Consider the following 19,824-nt stretch of genomic DNA (forward strand, 5'->3'; position numbering starts at 1 on the left):
ATCAATGGGAAAGTCTGGCGCGCTGATCATTAGTGCGCGCACTACTCGTGCAGTTCACTGCGCAAGGCCAGGTCCCAGGGCGGAATCGGGCTGAAGCGGCTCTTGAGGAATTCGAGCAGCAAACGGCTGCGAGAGTTCGTTTCATGTTCCAGGCGTAGCGCGTAGATACCGCTGGTTTCCGCTTCGGGCAAGCCCCCGTCGCAAAACAACGGTATCAGTTCGCCGCGCAGCAGGTATTCGCTGATCAGCCAGGTGGGCAGGTGGGCGATGCCTAAGCCGGCGAGGGCGCCGAACAGCAGGGTTTCGGCGTTGTTGGCGGCCATGCGCATGCGTGAGGGGCGGTACAGGCGGTTTTGCCCGGCCACGTTGAAGCGCCAGGCGAATGGCGGCGCCAGGCCGTCCCAGTCCAGGCCATCGTGCCCGGGCAGTTCGCTGGGGCAGGTGGGTATGCCGCGGCTGGCCAGGTAGGCCGGGCTGGCGCAGGCGATGCGCACCATGTAGGCCAGTGGCGTGGCGACCAGCCGGGTGTCGGCCAGGGGGCCGGCGCGCAACACCAGGTCGACCTCGCCCAGGTGGCTGCCCTGCAGGTCGACGAAGCTGTCGATCAGGCGCAGTTGCACATCCAGGCCCGGGTAGGCCACCAGGAAATCGGCGATGGCCGGAGCCAGGTGGCGGCGGCCGAATGCGGCAGGGGCGTCGATGCGGATCAGGCCTTCTGGGGCATTGCTCAGCGACACCGCTTCGGCGCGGGCCAGGCGCAGTTCCTCGATGATGCGCCTGGCCCGTTCGGCAAAGGCATTGCCCGCGGGGGTGGCGCGCACGGCATGGGTGCTGCGGGTGAACAGGCGGCTGCCCACGGCGTTTTCCAGGTTGTCGATGCGCCGGGCCACGGCGGACGGGGTCAGCGGGTGGCGGCGGGCGGCGGCAGAAAAGCTGCCGGTTTCCAGCACGTCGAGGAACAGGCTTAGCTGGTCGGTCAGGGTATCGGGGCTCATGGCTGCCTTGCTTTTGCGAGAAACGCACAGCCATTGTGCGCTGCTATGCGTTTCCCCGCCAGCCCGCAATCGTTAGCATGCTCGCATTATGTGTACAGGCGGATGAGGCTCTGATGATCGAGTGGTTGTTGTATATCGTGCTGGGCGCAGCCCTGGGGACCATGGGCGGCTTGTTCGGCATTGGCGGCGGTCTGATCGCCATCCCGGCGTTGGGCGTGCTGTTTGGCCTGGACCAGCAGTTGGCGCAGGGCACGGCGCTGGTGATGGTAGTGCCCAATGTGCTGCTGGCGCTGTGGCGTTATCACCAGCGTAACCGCATCGAGCTGCGCCATGCCGTGCCGCTGTCGCTGTGCAGCTTCGTGTTCGCCTGGCTGGGGTCGATCTGGGCGGTGGGGCTGGATGCGCACTCCATGCGCCTGGGCTTTGTCGGCTTCCTGGTGGCCCTGGCGGTGTGGAACGTGGCGCGGATGTTCATGAAGGTGACGCCGCCCAGCGCCGAGTTGCGCTATGCCTGGCCGTGGCTGGGTGTGCTGGGCAGCTTTGCCGGGACCATGGGCGGCTTGTTCGGGGTGGGTGGGGCTGTGGTGGCCACACCGATCCTGACCAGTGTGTTCGGTACCACCCAGGTGGTGGCGCAGGGGCTGTCGCTGGCGCTGGCGGCGCCGAGTACCTTGGTGACCCTGGTGACCTATGGGGTGCACCACAGTGTTGACTGGGGGTGGGAATTCCGTTGGCGGTGGGGGGCTTGCTCAGCATCAGCTGGGGGTGAAGTTGGCCCATGCGTTGCCGGAGAAGGTGTTGCGGGCGATGTTCTGTGTGTTTTTGGTGGGGTGTGCGGTGATGCTCGGGTTTGAGCTTTGAGATTTTGGGGCCGCCTTGCGGCCCATCGCCGGCAAGCTCCAAGTTACTTGAACCCTTCGACAATGTAGTCGGCCATGCAATCGGTAATTGGCGAAGGGGGCTGGGTACTGCGCACCAGCATCACATTGGCCACCGGCAACTGCGGCAACCCTTCGCTCTCGCCCAGAATGCGGATATTCCCGCCAATCAGGCTCTGCAGCTGCGCAGTCACCGCCAACCCTGCGGTGACAATGGCAAAGATCGCCGCCAGGCTCGGGCTGGTATAGGCGATGCGGTAGTCGATGCCCTGGGCTTCCAGGGCATTGCAGGTCCAGGCCCGGCAGAAGCAGTCGGTGTTGAACAGGGCCACCGGCATGGGGCGCTGTTCCTGCGGGCAGAAGCCTTCGGCGGCGGCCCACACCAGGCGTTCCTGGCGCAGTAGCTGGCCAATCTCGTTGCCCGGCTCACGGGTGACGATGGTCAGGTCCAGGTCCTGGCGCAGCATCAGTTGCTTGGACGAGTCGCAATGCACCTCAACCTGCACCAGCGGGTAAGCCTGGGCAAAGCTCGACAGGATATTCGGCAGAAAGCGCATGGCGTAGTCGTCCGGCGTGCCGATGCGTACTACGCCGACCATGTGCGGCATGCGCAGGGTGTTGAACACTTCCCCGTGCAGCTTGAGGATGCGCCGGGCATAGCCCAGCAGCACCTGGCCTTCGGCAGTCAGCCGCACCTGGCGGCCGTCGCGCTCGAACAGCTGGCGCTGCAGGATGTCTTCTTCCAGGCGTTTCATCTGCATGCTCACCGCCGACTGGGTGCGGTTGACCACCTCGCCGGCGCGGGTGAAGCCGCCTTGTTCGGCGATGGCAACGAAGGTGCGCAGCACGTCCGCGTCGAGGCTCTGGTACTGGGACATTGCATCAATCTCCGAGATGCATGGCATCAGAAACATTCGTTGGATTGATCTTATGCCTGGCAGGAGACTGGAGCCATCAACACGGAGGGCTTCACGATGAAAGGTCATGTCAGCAGCATCCAGCAACCTGCCTTTTCCCTGAACCACCTGTGGCATGCAGTCCTGCAGCGTCCTGTTCGCTGGCTGCAGCTGTACCGCCAGCGTCAGGAACTGGCCAGCCTCAGTGACGCAACCTTGCACGACCTGGGGTTGAGCCGGGCGGATATCCAGCAAGAGGCCGAGCGGCATTTCTGGGATGACCCGCTGCGCAAATAGGCTAAGTTTGTCGGTGGAATCACTGGCCTCTTCGCGGGTGAACCCGCTCCCACAGGAACGCCACATTGCCCGGACCAGTGGTATCCCTGTGGGAGCGGGTTCACCCGCGAAAGGGCCAGTGCAGACACTACAAGGAGTTCAGGCTTGCCCCTCAAGCTATCCATCAACCAGGCCCGCCGCCTGGCCCTTTCTGCCCAAGGTTTCGGCAAGCAGCCGGAAATGGCCCCGACCCTGCCAGCACTCAAGCGCATGCTGCAACGCCTGGGCGTGTTGCAGATCGATTCGGTCAACGCCCTGGTCCGCTCCCACTACCTGCCGCTGTTCTCCCGCCTGGGCAACTACTCGCCTGCCACCCTCGACCAGCTCGCCTGGGGGCGTGGCCGCCAGCGCCTGATGTTCGAATACTGGGGCCACGAAGCCTCGTTGCTGCCGCTGAGCCTGTACCCACTGCTGCGCTGGCGCATGGCCCATGCCGCCGATGGCCGTGGCATCTATCGCCAGCTCGCGCAGTTTGGCCGCGAACGCCAGGACGTGATTGCCCGGGTACTGGCCGCCGTCCGCGAACAGGGCGCCCTTGGCGCGGGCAGCCTGTCCACTCGTGAAGAACGGGCCGGCCCCTGGTGGGACTGGAGCGAGGAAAAGCACGCGCTGGAGTGGCTGTTTGCCGCAGGTGAGGTGACGGTCGCTGGCCGGCGTGGCTTCGAGCGACTCTACGATGTACCGGAAAGGGTCCTGCCGAGGACCATCCTCGATCAGCCATTGCCCAGCGAGGCGGAGGCGCATCAGGGCTTGATGCTGCACGCCGCCACCGCCCTGGGCGTAGCCACCGAGCGCGACCTGCGCGACTACTTCCGCCTGGACCCGGGGCAGGGCAGGTCGGCACTGGCGAAACTGGTGGCTGATGGCCGCCTGCAAGCGGTCGAGGTGCAAGGCTGGAAGCAGCTCGCCTACTGCGCCGGCGCACCGCGTATCCCTCGGCGCATCGAGGCCAGCGCGCTGTTGTCGCCGTTCGATTCACTGGTCTGGGAACGCAACCGTACCGAGCGCTTGTTCGACTTCCGCTACCGCCTGGAAATCTACACCCCGGCGCACAAACGGGTGTACGGCTACTACGTGCTGCCGTTCCTGTACCGCGAACGCATCGGCGCGCGTGTGGACCTGCGCGCCGAGCGCGCACCGGGGCAACTGGCAGTACATGCCGTGCATGTGGAGGCCGCAGGCCTGGACGAGGAGGGTTACCAGGCCCTGGCCGGCAACCTGCTGCGCCTGGCCAGTTGGCTGGGCCTGGAGAAGGTGCAACTGAACTGCCCGCGCCCGGAGGGCAGCCAGTTGCGCCAGGCGTTGCTCAGCGCCGCACCTGCTTGAGGGTTTCGGCAATCAGGAACGCCAGCTCCAGCGACTGGTCGGCGTTCATGCGCGGGTCGCAGTGGGTGTGATAGCGGTCGGACAGCGCATCCTCGGTGATCGGCCGGGCGCCGCCGATGCATTCGGTGACGTTCTGTCCGGTCATCTCGATGTGGATGCCGCCGGCATGGCTGCCTTCGGCCTGGTGCACCTGGAAGAACTGCTTCACCTCATCCAGGATCTGTGCAAAGTCGCGGGTCTTGTAGCCGCTGCTGGCTTTGATGGTGTTGCCATGCATCGGGTCGGAGCTCCACAGCACTTTGCGCCCTTCGCGCTCGACAGTGCGGATCAGCCCCGGCAGGTGGTCGCCGACTTTGCCGGCGCCCATGCGCACGATCAGGTTCAGGCGCCCGGGGTCGTTGGTCGGGTTCAGCGTGTCGATCAGGCGGATCAGCTCCTCGGGGTTCATGCTCGGGCCAACCTTGACCCCGATCGGGTTGTGCACGCCGCGCAGGAACTCCACATGGGCACCGTCCAGCTGGCGGGTGCGGTCGCCGATCCACAGCATGTGCGCCGAGCAGTCGTAGTAGTCGCCGGTCAGGCTGTCCTGGCGCACGAAGGCTTCTTCATAATTCAGCAGCAGCGCTTCGTGGGCAGTGAAGAAGCTGGTTTCGCGCAGCTGCGGCGCGCTGTCCAGGCCGCAGGCGCGCATGAATGCCAGGGTTTCGTCGATGCGGTTGGCCAGCTGGTGGTACTTGTCGGCCAGCGCCGAGTTGGCGATGAAGTCCAGGTTCCACTTGTGTACCTGGTGCAGGTCGGCAAACCCGCCCTGGGCGAAGGCGCGCAGCAGGTTGAGGCTGGCAGTGGCCTGGTGGTACGCCTGCAGCAGGCGTTCCGGGTCGGGGATGCGGCTTTTCGCGTCGAAGCCGATACCGTTGACGATGTCGCCACGGTAGGCAGGCAGGGTGATGTCGCCGATGGTTTCATCGCCCGATGAGCGCGGCTTGGCGAACTGCCCGGCCATGCGTCCGACCTTGACCACCGGGCAGCCGGCGGCGAAGGTCATGACGATGGCCATCTGCAGTAGCACCTTGAAGGTGTCGCGGATTTTCGCCGCCGAGAACTCGGCGAAGCTCTCGGCGCAGTCGCCACCCTGCAGCAGGAAGGCGCGGCCTTCGGTAACCTCGGCGAACTGCCGGCGCAGCTCGCGTGCCTCGCCCGCGAATACCAGTGGCGGGTAGCTGGCCAGGGTCTGTTCGACCTTCAGCAGGTGCGCGGCATCGGGGTAGGTCGGTTGCTGCTGGATCGGCAGGGCGCGCCAGCTGTCGGGGCTCCACGGTTGGTTCATCTCGGGCTCGGTCTTGTCGGTTGTAGGCTATGGGCCATGGTAACAGTTGGCGCTGCGCTTGTTGCATCGAGGGTGTTGACGGACAATGCGCGTTTTTGCGCGGGTGGGTGGTGAGCATGGCGGCGGAACGGGAAGAGCGGCTACTGGCACGGGTGGAAGATGCCTTTGGCGTCATCAGCGTGTATGAAGTCGACGACTACCGCTTTCTGGAATTCGGCGATGCGATCGAGCAGAGCTGCGTGTTCACGGCCGACCCCAGCTGGCTGGAGTACGACTATACCCGCGCCATGCTGGTGGGGGCGCTGTGCCACGAACAGCCGGAGAGCGCGCTGTTTCTCGGCCTGGGGGCCGGCACACTGACCCAGGCCTGCATGAAGTTCCTGCCGCTGGACGACATCGAGGCCATAGAGCTGCGCCCGGACGTACCGCGCCTGGCCATGGAATACCTGGGCCTGGACGACGACCCGCGGCTGTATGTACGCATCGGCGACGCCCTGGAGATGTTGCCCTCGGCGGAGAAGGCCGACCTGCTGTTCGTCGACCTGTACACCGACCATGGACCGGGGGTGGGCCACCTGGCCTGGAACTTCCTGGAGAACTGCCAGCAGAAGTTGAACCCGGGTGGTTGGCTGGTGATCAACCAGTGGGCCACCGACGACGGCAAGCCCCTGGGCGCGGCGTTGTTGCGCGGGTTGTATCACCGGCATTACTGGGAGCTGCCGGTGAAGGAGGGCAATGTGATCCTGCTGGTGCCAGCGGACCTGGAGCAGACGCTGGACCTGGATGGGGTGCGGGCCCGGGCCGAGGCGCTGGCACCGCGCCTGGAGTATAGCCTTGAGGGGCTGATCCGCGAGATTCGGCCGGCTACCTGAGTTGGCTTCTTCGCGGGCACGCCCGCTCCCACAGGGATATCACAGTGCCCAAGGGCGGTGAGTATCCTGCTGGAGCGGGCATGCCCGCGAAACAGGCGACGCGGTATCGCAGGCAGGAATCGTTTCAGCTGCGCATGGCTGATGGCCCGATACTGGCCCTGCACCCTGAAAATATTCCTCACGTCTGCGCACTATTTCAGGTATAGTACGCGCCGGTCTTTTAGCGGACCGCAAAATCAGGTGGTGCAAACCCTCCGAGTCCAGCTTCGGCTGCACGTCCGCTAGGCGGACCTTCCCACGTTTTCTTTTTCAATCGTTTTCGCAAATCCCCGCCGCCAAAGCTGCCTGGGTGACCTGTCGGTCTTTCATGGCTTGTGCAGCTTTGGAGCATGGGTCTTTGCGGATGCACCTAGAGGCAGACCCATGACCCAGGAAACCGGCGGCTTCGCCGCTCTCGATCTCAATCCGAACATTGTTGCTGCCGTTCTGGCGACCGGCTACGAAGAGCCGTCCGCCATTCAGCAACAATCGATCCCGATCATCCTCGCCGGTCACGACATGATCGGCCAGGCGCAGACTGGCACCGGCAAGACCGCTGCCTTCGCCCTGCCGATCCTCAACAAGATCGATGTGAGCAAGCGCGAACCGCAAGCCCTGATCCTGGCGCCAACCCGTGAGTTGGCGCTGCAAGTTGCTACCGCTTTCGAAACCTACGCCAAGCAGATGCCGGGCGTGAACGTGGTCGCCGTCTACGGTGGTGCCCCGATGGGCCCACAGTTGCGTGCGATCCGCAACGGCGCGCAAATCGTCGTGGCCACCCCGGGCCGCCTGTGCGACCACCTGCGTCGTGACGAAAAAGTCCTGTCGACCGTGCAGTACCTGGTCCTGGACGAAGCCGACGAGATGCTCAAGCTGGGCTTCATGGACGACCTCGAAGTGATCTTCGACGCAATCCCGGCCAGCCGCCAGACCGTGCTGTTCTCCGCCACCCTGCCGTCGTCGATCCGCTCGATCGCCGAACGCCACCTGCGCGAGCCCAAGCACGTCAAGATCCAGAGCAAGACCCAGACCGTCACTGCGATCGAGCAGGCCCACCTGATGGTCCACGCCGACCAGAAGATCCCGGCTGTGCTGCGTCTGCTGGAAGTGGAAGAGTTCGACGCGCTGATCGCCTTCGTGCGTACCAAGCAAGCTACCCTGGACCTGGCCGCCGCGCTGGAAGCCAAGGGCTACAAGGCTGCCGCGCTGAACGGTGACATCGCCCAGAACCAGCGTGAGCGCGTGATCGACTCGCTCAAGGATGGCCGCCTGGACATCGTTGTCGCTACCGACGTCGCTGCCCGTGGCCTGGACGTACCGCGCATCACTCACGTGTTCAACGTCGACATGCCGTACGACCCGGAGTCCTACGTACACCGTATCGGCCGTACCGGCCGTGCCGGTCGCGATGGCCGTGCACTGCTGCTGGTCACCCCGCGTGAGCGCCGCATGTTGCAGGTGATCGAGCGCGTAACCGGGCAAAAAGTTGCCGAAGCCCGTCTGCCGAATGCCCAGGCCGTGCTGGATGCCCGCATCAAGAAGCTGACCTCGAGCCTGGCACCGCTGGTCGCCGAAGCAGAAGCCAGCCACGGCGAGCTGTTCGACCGCCTGACCAACGACCTGGGTTGCAGCGCGCGTGCCCTGGCTGCCGCCCTGCTGCGCAAGGCCACCAATGGCCAGGCGCTGGACCTGGCCGCGGTAGAGCGTGAGCAGCCGCTGGTGCCGAGCTTCGCCCCGCGTGGCGAGCGTACCGAGCGTGGTGAGCGTGGCGAACGCCCAGAGCGTGGTGACCGCGAGCGTCGTGCCCCGCTGCCGCTGGCCGAAGGCCGCGTGCGTTGCCGTACTGCCCTGGGTGCCCGTGACGGCATCGCTGCCAAGAACCTGCTGGGCGCGATCCTCAACGAGGGTGGCCTGGCCCGTGACGCCATCGGCCGCATCCAGGTGCGCGACAGCTTCAGCCTGGTCGAGTTGCCGGAAGACGGCCTGGAGAAGCTGCTGTCCAAGCTCAAGGACACCCGCGTGGCTGGCAAGCAGCTGAAGCTGCGTCGCTACCGCGAGGATTGATCCTGGCGCAATGAAAAAATCCCCGGCCTCGGCTGGGGATTTTTTTTGCCTGTACCGGCCTCTTCGCGGGCAAGCCCGCGAAGAGGTCCGTCAGCCGAACCGGTAAATGTCCATTCCCAACGCCCCCAAGGTGAACCCTTGGTGCACCACCCCAAACCTGCCCCCAGCCCCAAGGGCAAAGAACAGCGGCAGGAAATGCTCATCACTGGGATGGTTGCGCACCGCAAACGGCGCCTGCTGCCGATAACCCAGCAACGCTTGCTGGTCATCCGCCCGAAGCTTTTCCACCACCCAATCCCTGAACGCCAGCGCCCAAGGCTCGATCACATCCGGCCCGGCATGCCAGTCCAGTTCACCCAGGTTATGGGTAATGCTACCCGAGCCAATCAGCAGCACGCCCTGGTTGCGCAAACCCGCCAGCGCCTGTCCCACCTTGACCTGTAGCGCCGGCCCCATGTGGCTGGGCAGTGAAACCTGCACCACCGGAATACTCGCATCCGGGTACATCAGCGACAGCGGTACCCAGGCGCCGTGGTCGAACGGCCGCTGCGGGTCCAGCCGGGCTGGTAGCCCGGCTGCCTGCAACAGTTCACTGACCTGGACGGCAAGGGCGGGTTCGCCCGGCGCCGGGTACTGCACCGCGTACAGAGCAGGAGGGAAGCCATGGAAGTCATGCCAGGTCTCTGGCTGGGCGTTGCCGGTGACCAGTAACTCGCGGCTTTCCCAGTGCGCCGACACCACCACGATCGCTTTTGGCCGGGGCAGGGTGCTGGCCAGCCCGGCCAGCGCCGGTCCGCTGGCGCCGGGTTGCAGGGCAAGCATGGGAGAACCATGGGAAATGAACAGGCTGGGCAGCATGGCGGGGTCCTGACGGTTAAGATGCAGTCATCTTCGATCAACTACAGATCGAAATCCAAACCAGTTTTTACCGACAAACCATCTAAAAATCGGGAGTGATCATGGAGCCAGCGTTCTGGCAGCAGCGGTGGGCCGACAACCAGATCGGCTTTCACCAGGCGCAGGTGAACCCCTATCTGCAGAAGTATTGGCCAACGCTTGGCCTGGCGCCGGGCAGCCGCGTGCTGGTGCCACTGTGTGGCAAGAGCCTGGACCTGGCCTGGTTGGCTGGGCAGGGGTACCGCGTATTGGGTGTAGAGCTGTCGCGGCGGGCGGTGGAGGACTTCTTCCGCGAGCATGGGCTTGAAGCTGAAGTGCAACAGCGCGGGGCTTTCGAGGTTTGGCGCAGTGGTGACGTGGAGCTTTGGTGTGGCGATTTCTTTGCGTTGCAGGCAGGGGATATTGGTGACTGCGCGGGGCTTTATGACCGGGCGGCGGTGATTGCCTTGCCGACGCAGATGCGTGCGGCGTACATGCAGCTGTTGTCGGGTTTGCTGCCGACGGGTTGCCAGGGGCTGGTGGTGACCCTGGATTATGACCAGGCTTTGCTGGGCGGGCCGCCGTTTTCGGTAGGGGATGAAGAGCTGCGGCAGGGGTTTGCCGGGTGGCAGGTGGATGAGCTGGAGGTTGTGGAAGTGATTGAGGAAAGCCCGAAGTTTTCGCAGGCCGGGGTATCGAGCTTGTTGGAGCGGGTTTACCGGGTCAGCCGCTGACAGGTGTGTAGCCTGTGCCGGCCCTTTCGCGGGTGAACCCGCTCCCACAGGTACTGCACAATCCTCAAGGTGTGTAGTGAACCTGTGGGAGCGGGTTTACCCGCGAAGAGGCCGGCACAGGTGTACAAAAAAGGGCGACCGAAGTCGCCCTTTGTTTTTACCGGTCGGATCAACCGCGACGGCGCAGGGCCTCGATACGGTCTTCCAGCGGCGGGTGGCTCATCAGCAGCCCGGCCAGGCCGTGCTTCAGGCCGCCATTGATGCCGAATGCCTTCATGGTGTCGGGCATGTGCACCGGCAGGCCCTGCTCCACGCGCAGACGCTGCAGGGCGCCGATCATCGCTGCGGTACCGGCCAGCTGTGCACCGGCTTCGTCGGCGCGGTATTCGCGGCGGCGCGAGAACCACATCACGATCATGCTGGCCAGAATGCCAAGGATCAACTCGGCAACGATGGTCGCCACGTAGTAGGCAATGCCCTGGCCTTCTTCGTTCTTGAAGATCACCTTGTCGACGAAGTTGCCGATGATGCGCGCGAAGAACATCACGAAGGTGTTCACCACGCCCTGCACCAGCGCCAGGGTGACCATGTCGCCGTTGGCTACGTGGCCGATCTCGTGGGCCAGCACTGCGCGCACTTCATCGGGCGAGAAGCGCTCCAGCAGGCCCTGGGAAACGGCCACCAGCGCGTCATTGCGGTTCCAGCCGGTGGCGAAGGCGTTGGCCTCGTACGCCGGGAAGATACCCACCTCGGGCATCTTGATGCCCGCTTCACGGGACAGTTCTTCGACCGTTTGCAACAGCCACTGCTCGTGGCGGGTGCGCGGCTGGCTGATGATCTGGGTGCCGGTGGTCATCTTCGCCATCCACTTGGAGATGAACAGCGAGACGAGGGAGCCGGCAAAGCCGAACACGGCGCAGAACACCAGCAGGCTGCTGAGGTTCAGGTCGACCCCGTTGGCGGCCATGAACCCGTTGAAACCGAACAGGCTCAGGGTAATGCTTGCAACCAGCACCACCGCGAGGTTGGTGGCTACAAACAACAGAATGCGCATCATGGTTGTTACGTTCTCCTGACGGATGAGTTGTCGCTTACTGCGGGGTATATAAGGGGCCGGCCGTGCCGATTCAATCGGGCGACTATTTCAAACTGTGTACGGCGGAGTATGGCAGAGGATGGCGCGGGGGCTGTGGGATAGAGCGTTGCAGGATGTAAGAAACATCCTGTGAGATTGCAGGGGGCTGCTTTGCAGCCCATTCGCGGTAAACCCGCTCCCACAGGGTTTGCGCAAAGCTCAAGGGCTGCGCTGTACCTGTGGGAGCGGCTTTAGCCGCGAAGAGGCCATCACTTACTGCGAATAGGTCCGCAGGAAATTGCCGATCCGGCCAATCGCCGCCTCCAGGTCATCCACCCGCGGCAAGGTCACCACGCGGAAGTGGTCCGGCCACGGCCAGTTGAACGCCGTGCCCTGAACGATCAGCAGCTTCTCCGACAGCAGCAGGTCGAGCACGAACTTCTCGTCGTTGTGAATCGGGCAAACCTTCGGGTCGATCTTCGGGAACGCATACAGCGCACCCATTGGTTTCACGCAGCTTACGCCCGGGATGTCGTTCAGCAGCTCGTAGGTGCGGTTGCGCTGCTCCAGCAGGCGGCCCGGTGGCAGCACCAGGTCGTTGATGCTCTGGTAGCCGCCCAGCGCGGTCTGGATGGCATGCTGGGCCGGCACGTTGGCGCACAGGCGCATGTTGGCCAGCATGTCGATGCCTTCGATGTAGCTTTGCGCGTGGTGCTTGGGCCCGGAGATGATCAGCCAGCCGGAACGGAAGCCCGCCACCCGGTACGACTTGGACAGGCCGTTGAAGGTCAGGCACAGCAGGTCGGGGGCCAGCGAGGCGGTGCTGATGTGTACGGCTTCGTCGTACAGGATCTTGTCGTAGATCTCGTCGGAGAACACCACCAGGTTGTGCTGGCGGGCCAGTTCCAGCATGCCCAGCAGCAGCTCTTTGGAGTACACCGCGCCGGTCGGGTTGTTCGGGTTGATGATCACCAGGGCCTTGGTGTTCGGGGTGATCTTGGCCTTGATGTCCTCAAGGTCGGGGAACCAGTCGGCCTGCTCGTCGCACAGGTAATGCACCGGCTTGCCGCCAGCCAGGCTCACGGCGGCGGTCCACAGCGGGTAGTCGGGGGCCGGGATCAGCACTTCGTCGCCGTTGTTGAGCAGCGCCTGCATCGACATGACGATCAGCTCGGACACGCCGTTACCCAGGTAGATGTCCTCGATGCCGACACCTTCGATCTGCTTCTGCTGGCAGTACTGCATCACCGCCTTGCGCGCGCTGAACAGGCCCTTGGAGTCGCTGTAGCCCTGGGCGGTGGGCAGGTTGCGGATCACATCCTGGAGGATTTCGTCAGGCGCCTCGAAGCCAAACGGCGCCGGGTTGCCGATGTTCAGCTTGAGGATACGGTGACCTTCCTCTTCCAGGCGTTTGGCGTGCTTGAGCACTGGGCCGCGAATGTCGTAGCAGACATTGGCGAGCTTGTTCGATTTGCTGAACTGCATGATGGGATCCCGATATGAGAAAACGCGCAACCCACGCCGAAAGGTTTGAAAGGGCAGGAAGCGGGTGCCAGACTGAACGCCTGGCACACGAAGCCACCTAATATACGTGCCACCCGCGCCCCGGAAAAGACGGTGCGCAGTGAAATTCAGCCTGCCGAGGTCCCTACATGCAAAAGATCGAGAAAACCCTGGAACAATGGCGGTCGATGCTCGACCCCGAGCAGTACCAGGTATGCCGCCTCAAGGGCACCGAGCGGCCATTCAGCGGCAAGTACAACAGCGAGCGCCGCGACGGCATCTACCACTGCATCTGCTGCGGCCTGCCACTGTTCGATGCGCAGACCAAGTTCGACTCCGGCTGTGGCTGGCCGAGCTTCTACGCCCCCATCGAGGAAAGCGCGATGATCGAAATCCGCGACACCTCCCACGGCATGATCCGCACCGAAGTCACCTGTGCCCGCTGCGATGCGCACCTGGGCCACGTGTTCCCCGACGGCCCGCCACCGACCGGCCTGCGCTACTGCATCAACTCGGTGTGCATCGACCTGCGCCCGCGCGACTGACCGGAGCCCGACCATGGCTGGATCGATACTGGACATCCCCTGCGTGACCCTGGGCGGCGAGCACAAGAAGCTCGGCGACTTCCCCGGCAAGGCGCTGCTGGTGGTCAATACCGCCAGCCAGTGCGGCTTTACCCCGCAGTACAAGGGCCTGGAGCAACTGTGGCAGGCCTACCGCGCGCGCGGCCTGGTGGTGCTGGGCTTCCCCTGCAACCAGTTCGGCAAGCAGGAGCCTGGCGATGCACGGGAAATCGCCCAGTTCTGCGAGCGCAATTTTGGCGTGAGCTTCCCGCTGTTCCGCAAGATCGAGGTCAATGGCCCTGGCAGCCACCCGCTGTTCGTCGAACTCAAGCAGCGCGCCCCCGGCATTCTGGGCAGCCAGAAGATCAAGTGGAACTTCACCAAGTTTCTGGTCGACCCGGCCTCTGGCCAGGTAACGCGCTACGCCCCCACCACCAAGCCGCAGGCCCTGGAGGCGGACATCGAGCGCCTGCTCAGCCGTTGACGGGCACCCAGTGGTCCACCAGCGCCAGCAGCTCTTCGCGGCGGAACGGCTTGGCCAGGTAGTCGTTCATGCCCGCTGCCCGGCAGCGCTCGCGCTCCTCGGGCATGGCGTTGGCGGTGAGGGCGACGATCGGCAGGTCGGGCCAGCGGCCGCTCTGGCGGATGCGCCGGCTGGCCTCGTAGCCGTCCATCACCGGCATGTTGCAGTCCATCAGCACCAGGTCGAATTCGTCCTGTTCCAGTAGCTCCAGGGCTTCGGCGCCCTGGGTGGCCAGTTGCACCTGGCAGCCGAGCTTGGCCAGCATGCCTTTGGCGACCAGTTGGTTCACCGGGTTGTCCTCCACCAGCAGGATGCGCGCGCGGCCCTGCTCCAGGGTAATGGCCGGGGTGGCCAGCGGGTGCTCGGGCTCATGGCCTTGCAAAGTGCGTCGCAGGGTCTGGTACAGGGCGTTGCGCGCCAGTGGCCGGGCCAGCTGATGCAACGGCGCCAGGGCCAGTGACTGCTCGTTGGGCAGGAAGTTGCCGTAGGCGGTCACCAGCAGGATCGGTGTTTTCAGTGCCGGGCGCAGTTCGAACAGCTGGTCCAGGCGGTCGGTGATCAGCAGGTCGATGGCAGCGGCTTCCAGCCCCGCGATGCTGTCTTGCTGCTGGTAGGTCAGGCCCCAGGCGGGCAGCTGGTCCTGCAACAGTTCGTCGAGCCCGCTGCCGGCTGCGCACACTGCAGCCACGCGCCCGTGCAACGGTGCCGGCGGGATCGCTTCGGTGTGCACCGCCAGTGGCAGCTCGGCGCTGAAGCGGCTGCCAAAGCCCGGTTCGGAATTGATATGCAGGCGGCCCTGCATGGCTTTGCACAGGTTGTGCGTCAGCGCCAGGCCCAGGCCGGTGCCGCCGTACTGGCGGGTGATGCCGGCGCCGGCCTGAGTGAACGGCTGGAAGATCCGTGCCTGGGCTTCTTCGGGGATGCCGATGCCGGTATCGCGCACCTCCAGGCGCACACCGCCGACCATGGTCGTCAGGCGCACATCCACGCGGCCGAAACGGGTGAACTTGAGGGCGTTGGACAGCAGGTTGCTGACGATCTGCCGCACCCGTGTGGGGTCGCCGAGTACGCTGCTGGGGAAGTCGCGGGCGATCAGGCAGGTCAGCTCCACGCTTTGCGCGGTGTTTTGCGACAGCAGGTTGGCGGTGTCCTCGACCATCGAGCCCATGTCGAACGGAATGCGTTCCAGCTCCAGCTGGCCGGCATCGAACTTGGACAGGTCGAGAATATCGTTGAGCAACTCCACCAGCACCTTGCCCGAGTCGTGGGCAATCGCCAGCTGCTGGCGTTGCTCGCTGGGCAGCGGGCTGTCCAGGGCAAGGGCGATCATGCCGAGCATGCCGTTGAGCGGGGTGCGGATTTCGTGGCTCATGTTGGCGAGGAAGGCGGCGCGCGCCTGGGCCATGTCCAGCGCCCGGCGGCGGGCTTCTTCCAGCTCCTGGTTGGACAGGCTCAGGCTGCTGTTGCTGGCCTTGAGCTCGTTGGTGCGCGCCGAGACGATGTCTTCCAGCTCGTTGAGGTACTGGGTCAGGCGGTTTTCCGCGGTGCGCCGTTGCTCGATCTCGGTGGCCATGCTGACGAACTGCTGGTTGGCGACCTTCACCAGCACGCCGATCTCGTCGTGTTCGTGGCCGTGCGGGCAGGCCAGGCGGGTTTGCCGGGGCTTGCGCGGGTCGCTGCCGCTGAGCGCGCCGATCACCGTCACCAGCGGCTTGGTCAGCATCATGTAGAACAGCGCCAGGAGGATGCCGGTCAGCACCAGGCTACGGGCGAAGCCGTTGAGCAGGGTGATGCCGGCGCGGTCGAGGAAGCGGCTGCCGAAGGCGAAGGTATCCACCTCCAGGTACAGGGTGCCGAGGTCTTCTTCGGGCATGTGGGTGAGGTACAGGCGCTCCTTGAACTGGCGCTGCTCGCCGAACAGGAAGTCGCTCAGTGGTCGGTAGCGGTCCTGCAGGCGCGGCCGTTCGACGTCGGCCAATACCGTTTCGTTGTTGTCGATCAGCCGCGCACGGATGACCGCTGGCGACTCCAGCAGGCCGCGAGTCAGCTCCAGGGCCAGCTCGGAGTCGATGTTGTAGGCGATGCGCGAGGCCGGGTTGTGGCTGATTTGCAGCAAGGCGCGCACTTCGCGGTTGATGGATGCGTCTTCGCTGGCATAATCGATGCCGATCTGGATGAGACTGAGCAATGTTCCCAGGATGAAGCCGACCAGGACTGTCAACCGGGCTTGCTTGTATGACAGGCGATTGGTGAACTTGATATCCATGAGTCCCGAGCCGGTTTCACGTTCCTTGCGCTGCGCAAGCATAGCCGATCAACCCCGGCTGCTGGTGGGTCTGTCTGTTCATTTCAGTTGATCGCCAAGCGGGGGCCGCTTTGCGCCCCTTCGCGGGCGCGCCCGCTCCCACAGGTATATTACTGCCCTTGAGATTTGTGGTGTGCCTGTGGGAGCGGGCAAGCCCGCGAAGGGGCGCGAAGCGGCCCCAAAAAAACTGAAATTCGTAGGAGTCGTCATGGACGCTCGCTTGATTGCTTTCCTGGACCGCGCCGAATCGGTACTGGCGCGCCTCGAACCCCTGTTGCCGGCAACACGTCCGAACATCGACTGGGCCACCACCCTGGCCGCGCGCTGGCAGCGCGATGGCCGCAGCGGCTACCTGCTGCCGCTGGAAGTGAGCCTGGACATCCGCCTCAGCGACCTGATCGGCGTCGACCAGCAGCGTGACCAGTTGGGCCGCAACACCCACCAGTTCATCAACGGCATGCCGGCCAACCATGCACTGCTGTGGGGCTCGCGCGGTACCGGCAAGTCGTCGCTGGTACGTGCCCTGTTGGCCGAGCACGCGGGCGCCGGCCTGCGCCTGATCGAAATCGAACGCGACCACCTGGCCGACCTGCCACGTGTAGTCGAGCAGCTGCAGAAGCTGCCGCAGCGCTTCATCCTGTTCTGCGACGATCTGTCGTTCGAAGCCGGGGAGGGCGACTACCGGGTGCTCAAGAGCGTGCTCGACGGCTCGCTGGAGCAGGCCCCGGACAATGTGCTGCTGTACGCCACCTCCAACCGCCGCCACCTGGTGCCGGAGAAGGAGAGCGACAACGAGAACTGGAAGCGGGTGGACGGCGAACTGCACCCCAGCGAAGCGGTGGAAGACAAGATTGCCCTGTCCGATCGTTTTGGCCTGTGGCTGTCGTTCTACCCCTTTACCCAGGAGCACTTCCTGAATGTGGTCGAGCACTGGATCGGCCAGCTTGCGCAATCTGCCGGGTTGGCCTGGCAGCGCAGTGAAGCACTCGACATCCTCGCCGTGCGCTGGGCCACCGGCCGCGGTAACCGTAATGGCCGTTGTGCCTATCAGTTCGCCCGCTACTGGGTCGGGCTGCAATTGCTGGAGCAAAATAAATGATCGACCTCAATGCCAGTGGCGCCGGCCTCGACGGCTACAACCTGCTGGCGGCGCAAGTGCAGGCGCTGTTTGCCGACGAGCGTGACTTCATCGCCAATGCCGCGCAGTTTTCGGCATTCCTCTATAACCACGTGGACAACCTGAACTGGGCGGGGTTCTACCTCAACCGCAACGAAGAACTGGTGCTGGGCCCGTTCCAGGGCCAGGTGGCGTGCGTGCGCATCCCGTTCAGCAAGGGCGTGTGCGGGGCGGCAGCGGCCACCCGGCAGACCCAGCGGGTAGAGGACGTGCATGCGTTTCCGGGGCATATTGCCTGTGACAGTGCATCGAACAGCGAGCTGGTGATCCCGCTGGTGAAGGAGGGCAGGCTGATTGGCGTGCTGGACCTGGACAGCCCGAAGCCTGGGCGCTTCAGCGAGGCGGATCAGGTGGGGCTGGAGCGGTTGGCAGCGATTTTCCTGGCGCTGACCGACTGCTGATATTGGTTGCCTGTACCGGCCTCTTCGCGGCTAAAGCCGCTCCCACAAGGATTGCACCAGGCCTGAAGGCGATGCGGTCCCTGTGGGAGCGGCTTTAGCCGCGAAGAGGCCGGTACAGGTTAAAGCATCAGTCGTACATCACCTTCTTCTTCCAGGTCTCTTCCTCATCGGTCTTGAGCCCCTGGGTCAGTTCATTCTGCTCGTCCTCCGCCGGCGCCATGCGGTCCAGCACCTGGGCGTTGGCGCGGGCCAGCAGTTTTTCCAGGTACGTCAGCTGCTCTTCATACACCTTTGGCTCCGGCTGTTTGCGCAGGTACTGCACGCCGCGCTCGAAGGCCAGGCGTGCCTGGCCCGGCTGGTTCTTCTGCAGGGCCTGCTGGCCGAGGTTGTTGAAGAACTCGATATGCAGCAACACCAGGACATGGCGGATTTCCTTGACCCAGTGCTTGGCCTCGGGCGTGGGCAGGAAGCCTTCCTGGGCGGCGCGAGTCACCTGGTTGTGCAGCGCCTCCAGCAGGAAGCGCACATCCTTGGCTTTGATCTCGGTCTGAATCGGATTGGGCGGGTTGTTTACCGGGATCTGCCCGCCCAGGGCAATCAGCCGTTCCAGTTCGGCGATGCGCGCCTTGAGTTCGGCGCTGTGCTTGTCCATTGCCAGTTGGCGCTGGTTGAGGTTGAGCTCCAGGCGAGTCAGCAGCAGCTTCAGCGCCGGGGTCATGAACTGGCCGGGGAAGGTCTCGGTGATTTCGCCACAGCGGCGCAGGCGGTCGGCCAGTTCGACCTTCATCCGGGCGCGCTCGAGCTTGCCGTTCTCGACCACGTTGTTGAGGTAGCCGATCACGATCAGCAACGCGATACCCGCCACGATGAGCAGGGTGATCAGAAGTGGTGTCACCGTTAATGCCTCATTGAAGAAGAATTACACCCTTGAGTGTAGTGAGTTCGTCTGGGGACGAACAGCGGCTATATACCTGTACTGGCCTCTTCGCGGCTAAAGCCGCTCCCACAGGGATCGCACCGCCCTCAGGCTTCGTGCGGTCCTTGTGGGAGCGGCTTTAGCCGCGAAGAGGGCGGTGCAGGTACCCCTCTCTCTATATCGACAACCCGGCCCGCAACTGCACCCCCACCTACCCGGAAGTCATTGATTTAAATAAATTTCTACAAAGGGGTTGACGCCTGTACGAACCATCCATAGAATGCGCGCCACTTGCAGCGTAAAGCACACAGCGAAACGCGGCAGGGAGTGAAAGCAGGCAGTAATGCCAGCAGCGTGTCCCCTTCGTCTAGTGGCCTAGGACACCGCCCTTTCACGGCGGTAACAGGGGTTCGAGTCCCCTAGGGGACGCCAAATTGCGGGAATAGCTCAGTTGGTAGAGCACGACCTTGCCAAGGTCGGGGTCGCGAGTTCGAGTCTCGTTTCCCGCTCCAGTTTCTCCGGCAACGCCTAGCGGCGGGGCAGGAAAAGAAAATCCAGGCTGAATCGTGAGGTTCATGTTCTGGTGCACTGAAAAGTGTCGTGTGTCCCCTTCGTCTAGTGGCCTAGGACACCGCCCTTTCACGGCGGTAACAGGGGTTCGAGTCCCCTAGGGGACGCCAAATGCGGGAATAGCTCAGTTGGTAGAGCACGACCTTGCCAAGGTCGGGGTCGCGAGTTCGAGTCTCGTTTCCCGCTCCAGTTTAAATACTGTGGCGTCTATGCGGTGCAGTGGTGGTGAAGGTCTTCATGGCGCTTCACGCCGATAGTGGTAAATGCTTCAAAATGCGGGAATAGCTCAGTTGGTAGAGCACGACCTTGCCAAGGTCGGGGTCGCGAGTTCGAGTCTCGTTTCCCGCTCCAAACATGTAACGCAGAAAGGAACCTTCGGGTTCCTTTCTGCGTTTTTGCATGCCTGATTTTCCGGCGATGCCTGCGCGAACGCCGCTGCGCAGGCATC

16 protein-coding genes, 5 tRNA genes and 2 pseudogenes are annotated in these 19,824 nt (G+C 63.9%); 15 read left to right on the top strand and 8 right to left on the bottom strand.

Annotated features, from left to right (window positions below):
• Window positions 1-41: 41 nt before the first annotated feature.
• The gene (locus MKK04_RS07025) at window positions 42-995 is read right to left on the bottom strand and encodes a LysR family transcriptional regulator (RefSeq protein WP_233694395.1); all 954 of its coding nucleotides are present in this window, start codon (window positions 993-995) and stop codon (window positions 42-44) included.
• Between the two features lie 113 nt (window positions 996-1,108).
• Between MKK04_RS07025 and MKK04_RS07030 the strand changes: the two are divergent.
• Window positions 1,109-1,856: pseudogene (locus tag MKK04_RS07030) on the top strand (sulfite exporter TauE/SafE family protein).
• A 43-nt stretch (window positions 1,857-1,899) separates the two neighbouring features.
• On the opposite strand, the gene MKK04_RS07035 reads toward MKK04_RS07030, so the two are convergent.
• Window positions 1,900-2,751 carry a LysR substrate-binding domain-containing protein gene (locus tag MKK04_RS07035; RefSeq protein WP_233687170.1) on the bottom strand — a complete coding sequence of 284 codons (852 nt, stop codon included), beginning with the start codon at window positions 2,749-2,751 and terminating at the stop codon, window positions 1,900-1,902.
• A 96-nt stretch (window positions 2,752-2,847) separates the two neighbouring features.
• Between MKK04_RS07035 and MKK04_RS07040 the strand changes: the two genes are divergently transcribed.
• Together MKK04_RS07040 and MKK04_RS07045 are read left to right on the top strand one after the other, a co-directional pair.
• The gene (locus tag MKK04_RS07040) at window positions 2,848-3,066 is read left to right on the top strand and encodes a DUF1127 domain-containing protein (protein WP_063911691.1); all 219 of its coding nucleotides are present in this window, start codon (window positions 2,848-2,850) and stop codon (window positions 3,064-3,066) included.
• Window positions 3,067-3,210: 144 nt separating this feature from the next.
• On the top strand, window positions 3,211-4,431 hold the full coding sequence (locus MKK04_RS07045) for a winged helix-turn-helix domain-containing protein (protein ID WP_241106395.1): 1,221 nt from the start codon (window positions 3,211-3,213) through the stop codon (window positions 4,429-4,431).
• Here MKK04_RS07045 and MKK04_RS07050 read toward each other — a convergent pair.
• Window positions 4,412-5,758 (bottom strand): class II 3-deoxy-7-phosphoheptulonate synthase, encoded by a 1,347-nt coding sequence (locus MKK04_RS07050; RefSeq protein WP_207832273.1) that lies wholly within the window; start codon window positions 5,756-5,758, stop codon window positions 4,412-4,414. The genes MKK04_RS07045 and MKK04_RS07050 overlap by 20 nt on opposite strands.
• Before the next feature lie 116 nt (window positions 5,759-5,874).
• Here MKK04_RS07050 and MKK04_RS07055 point away from each other — a divergent pair, with 116 nt between their 5' ends.
• Together MKK04_RS07055 and MKK04_RS07060 are read left to right on the top strand one after the other, a co-directional pair.
• The gene (locus MKK04_RS07055; protein ID WP_241106396.1) at window positions 5,875-6,630 is read left to right on the top strand and encodes a spermidine synthase; all 756 of its coding nucleotides are present in this window, start codon (window positions 5,875-5,877) and stop codon (window positions 6,628-6,630) included.
• 389 nt (window positions 6,631-7,019) lie between these two features.
• Window positions 7,020-8,733 (top strand): annotated as a pseudogene (locus MKK04_RS07060) (DEAD/DEAH box helicase).
• A gap of 90 nt (window positions 8,734-8,823) precedes the next feature.
• Here the strand turns inward: MKK04_RS07060 and MKK04_RS07065 are convergent.
• A complete protein-coding gene (locus MKK04_RS07065; RefSeq protein ID WP_241106397.1) occupies window positions 8,824-9,591 on the bottom strand; it encodes a DODA-type extradiol aromatic ring-opening family dioxygenase in 768 nt (255 codons plus the stop codon).
• A 101-nt stretch (window positions 9,592-9,692) separates the two neighbouring features.
• On the opposite strand from MKK04_RS07065, the gene MKK04_RS07070 reads away from it, so the two are divergent.
• On the top strand, window positions 9,693-10,343 hold the full coding sequence (locus MKK04_RS07070) for a thiopurine S-methyltransferase (protein WP_207832266.1): 651 nt from the start codon (window positions 9,693-9,695) through the stop codon (window positions 10,341-10,343).
• A gap of 169 nt (window positions 10,344-10,512) precedes the next feature.
• On the opposite strand, the gene htpX is transcribed toward MKK04_RS07070, so the two are convergent.
• Together htpX and MKK04_RS07080 are read right to left on the bottom strand one after the other, a co-directional pair.
• On the bottom strand, window positions 10,513-11,400 hold the full coding sequence (gene htpX / locus MKK04_RS07075; RefSeq protein WP_003259721.1) for a protease HtpX: 888 nt from the start codon (window positions 11,398-11,400) through the stop codon (window positions 10,513-10,515).
• Between the two features lie 291 nt (window positions 11,401-11,691).
• Window positions 11,692-12,903, bottom strand: a complete 1,212-nt coding sequence (locus MKK04_RS07080) for a pyridoxal phosphate-dependent aminotransferase (RefSeq protein WP_023661072.1) — start codon at window positions 12,901-12,903, stop codon at window positions 11,692-11,694.
• A 167-nt stretch (window positions 12,904-13,070) separates the two neighbouring features.
• Between MKK04_RS07080 and msrB the strand changes: the two genes are divergently transcribed.
• Together msrB and MKK04_RS07090 are read left to right on the top strand one after the other, a co-directional pair.
• On the top strand, window positions 13,071-13,466 hold the full coding sequence (msrB, locus tag MKK04_RS07085) for a peptide-methionine (R)-S-oxide reductase MsrB (protein ID WP_015269381.1): 396 nt from the start codon (window positions 13,071-13,073) through the stop codon (window positions 13,464-13,466).
• Between the two features lie 13 nt (window positions 13,467-13,479).
• Window positions 13,480-13,968 (top strand): glutathione peroxidase, encoded by a 489-nt coding sequence (locus MKK04_RS07090; RefSeq protein ID WP_207832262.1) that lies wholly within the window; start codon window positions 13,480-13,482, stop codon window positions 13,966-13,968.
• On the opposite strand, the gene MKK04_RS07095 is transcribed toward MKK04_RS07090, so the two are convergent.
• On the bottom strand, window positions 13,958-16,315 hold the full coding sequence (locus MKK04_RS07095) for a hybrid sensor histidine kinase/response regulator (RefSeq protein WP_241106398.1): 2,358 nt from the start codon (window positions 16,313-16,315) through the stop codon (window positions 13,958-13,960). The two genes, MKK04_RS07090 and MKK04_RS07095, sit on opposite strands and share 11 nt — an antisense overlap.
• Before the next feature lie 205 nt (window positions 16,316-16,520).
• Between MKK04_RS07095 and MKK04_RS07100 the strand changes: the two genes are divergently transcribed.
• The gene (locus tag MKK04_RS07100) at window positions 16,521-17,411 is read left to right on the top strand and encodes an ATP-binding protein (protein WP_207832258.1); all 891 of its coding nucleotides are present in this window, start codon (window positions 16,521-16,523) and stop codon (window positions 17,409-17,411) included.
• The gene (locus MKK04_RS07105; protein ID WP_241106399.1) at window positions 17,408-17,890 is read left to right on the top strand and encodes a GAF domain-containing protein; all 483 of its coding nucleotides are present in this window, start codon (window positions 17,408-17,410) and stop codon (window positions 17,888-17,890) included. Before MKK04_RS07100 ends, MKK04_RS07105 begins: the two co-directional genes overlap by 4 nt.
• Window positions 17,891-18,017: 127 nt before the next feature.
• Here the strand turns inward: MKK04_RS07105 and MKK04_RS07110 are convergent, their stop codons facing one another.
• Window positions 18,018-18,785 carry a hypothetical protein gene (locus tag MKK04_RS07110; protein ID WP_207832254.1) on the bottom strand — a complete coding sequence of 256 codons (768 nt, stop codon included), beginning with the start codon at window positions 18,783-18,785 and terminating at the stop codon, window positions 18,018-18,020.
• Window positions 18,786-19,162: 377 nt separating this feature from the next.
• Here MKK04_RS07110 and MKK04_RS07115 point away from each other — a divergent pair.
• The 5 genes from MKK04_RS07115 to MKK04_RS07135 all read left to right on the top strand — a co-directional run bounded on the left by MKK04_RS07115 (window position 19,163) and on the right by MKK04_RS07135 (window position 19,727).
• A tRNA-Glu gene (locus MKK04_RS07115) sits at window positions 19,163-19,238 on the top strand.
• 4 nt (window positions 19,239-19,242) lie between these two features.
• Window positions 19,243-19,318, top strand: a tRNA-Gly gene (locus MKK04_RS07120).
• 92 nt (window positions 19,319-19,410) lie between these two features.
• Window positions 19,411-19,486, top strand: a tRNA-Glu gene (locus MKK04_RS07125).
• Window positions 19,487-19,489: 3 nt separating this feature from the next.
• Window positions 19,490-19,565: transfer RNA gene (locus MKK04_RS07130), tRNA-Gly, on the top strand.
• 86 nt (window positions 19,566-19,651) lie between these two features.
• Window positions 19,652-19,727 (top strand) — tRNA-Gly (locus tag MKK04_RS07135).
• The last annotated feature ends 97 nt before the right edge of the window (window positions 19,728-19,824 follow it).

Source organism: Pseudomonas sp. LS.1a, assembly GCF_022533585.1.
Classification (GTDB): Bacteria; Pseudomonadota; Gammaproteobacteria; order Pseudomonadales; family Pseudomonadaceae; genus Aquipseudomonas.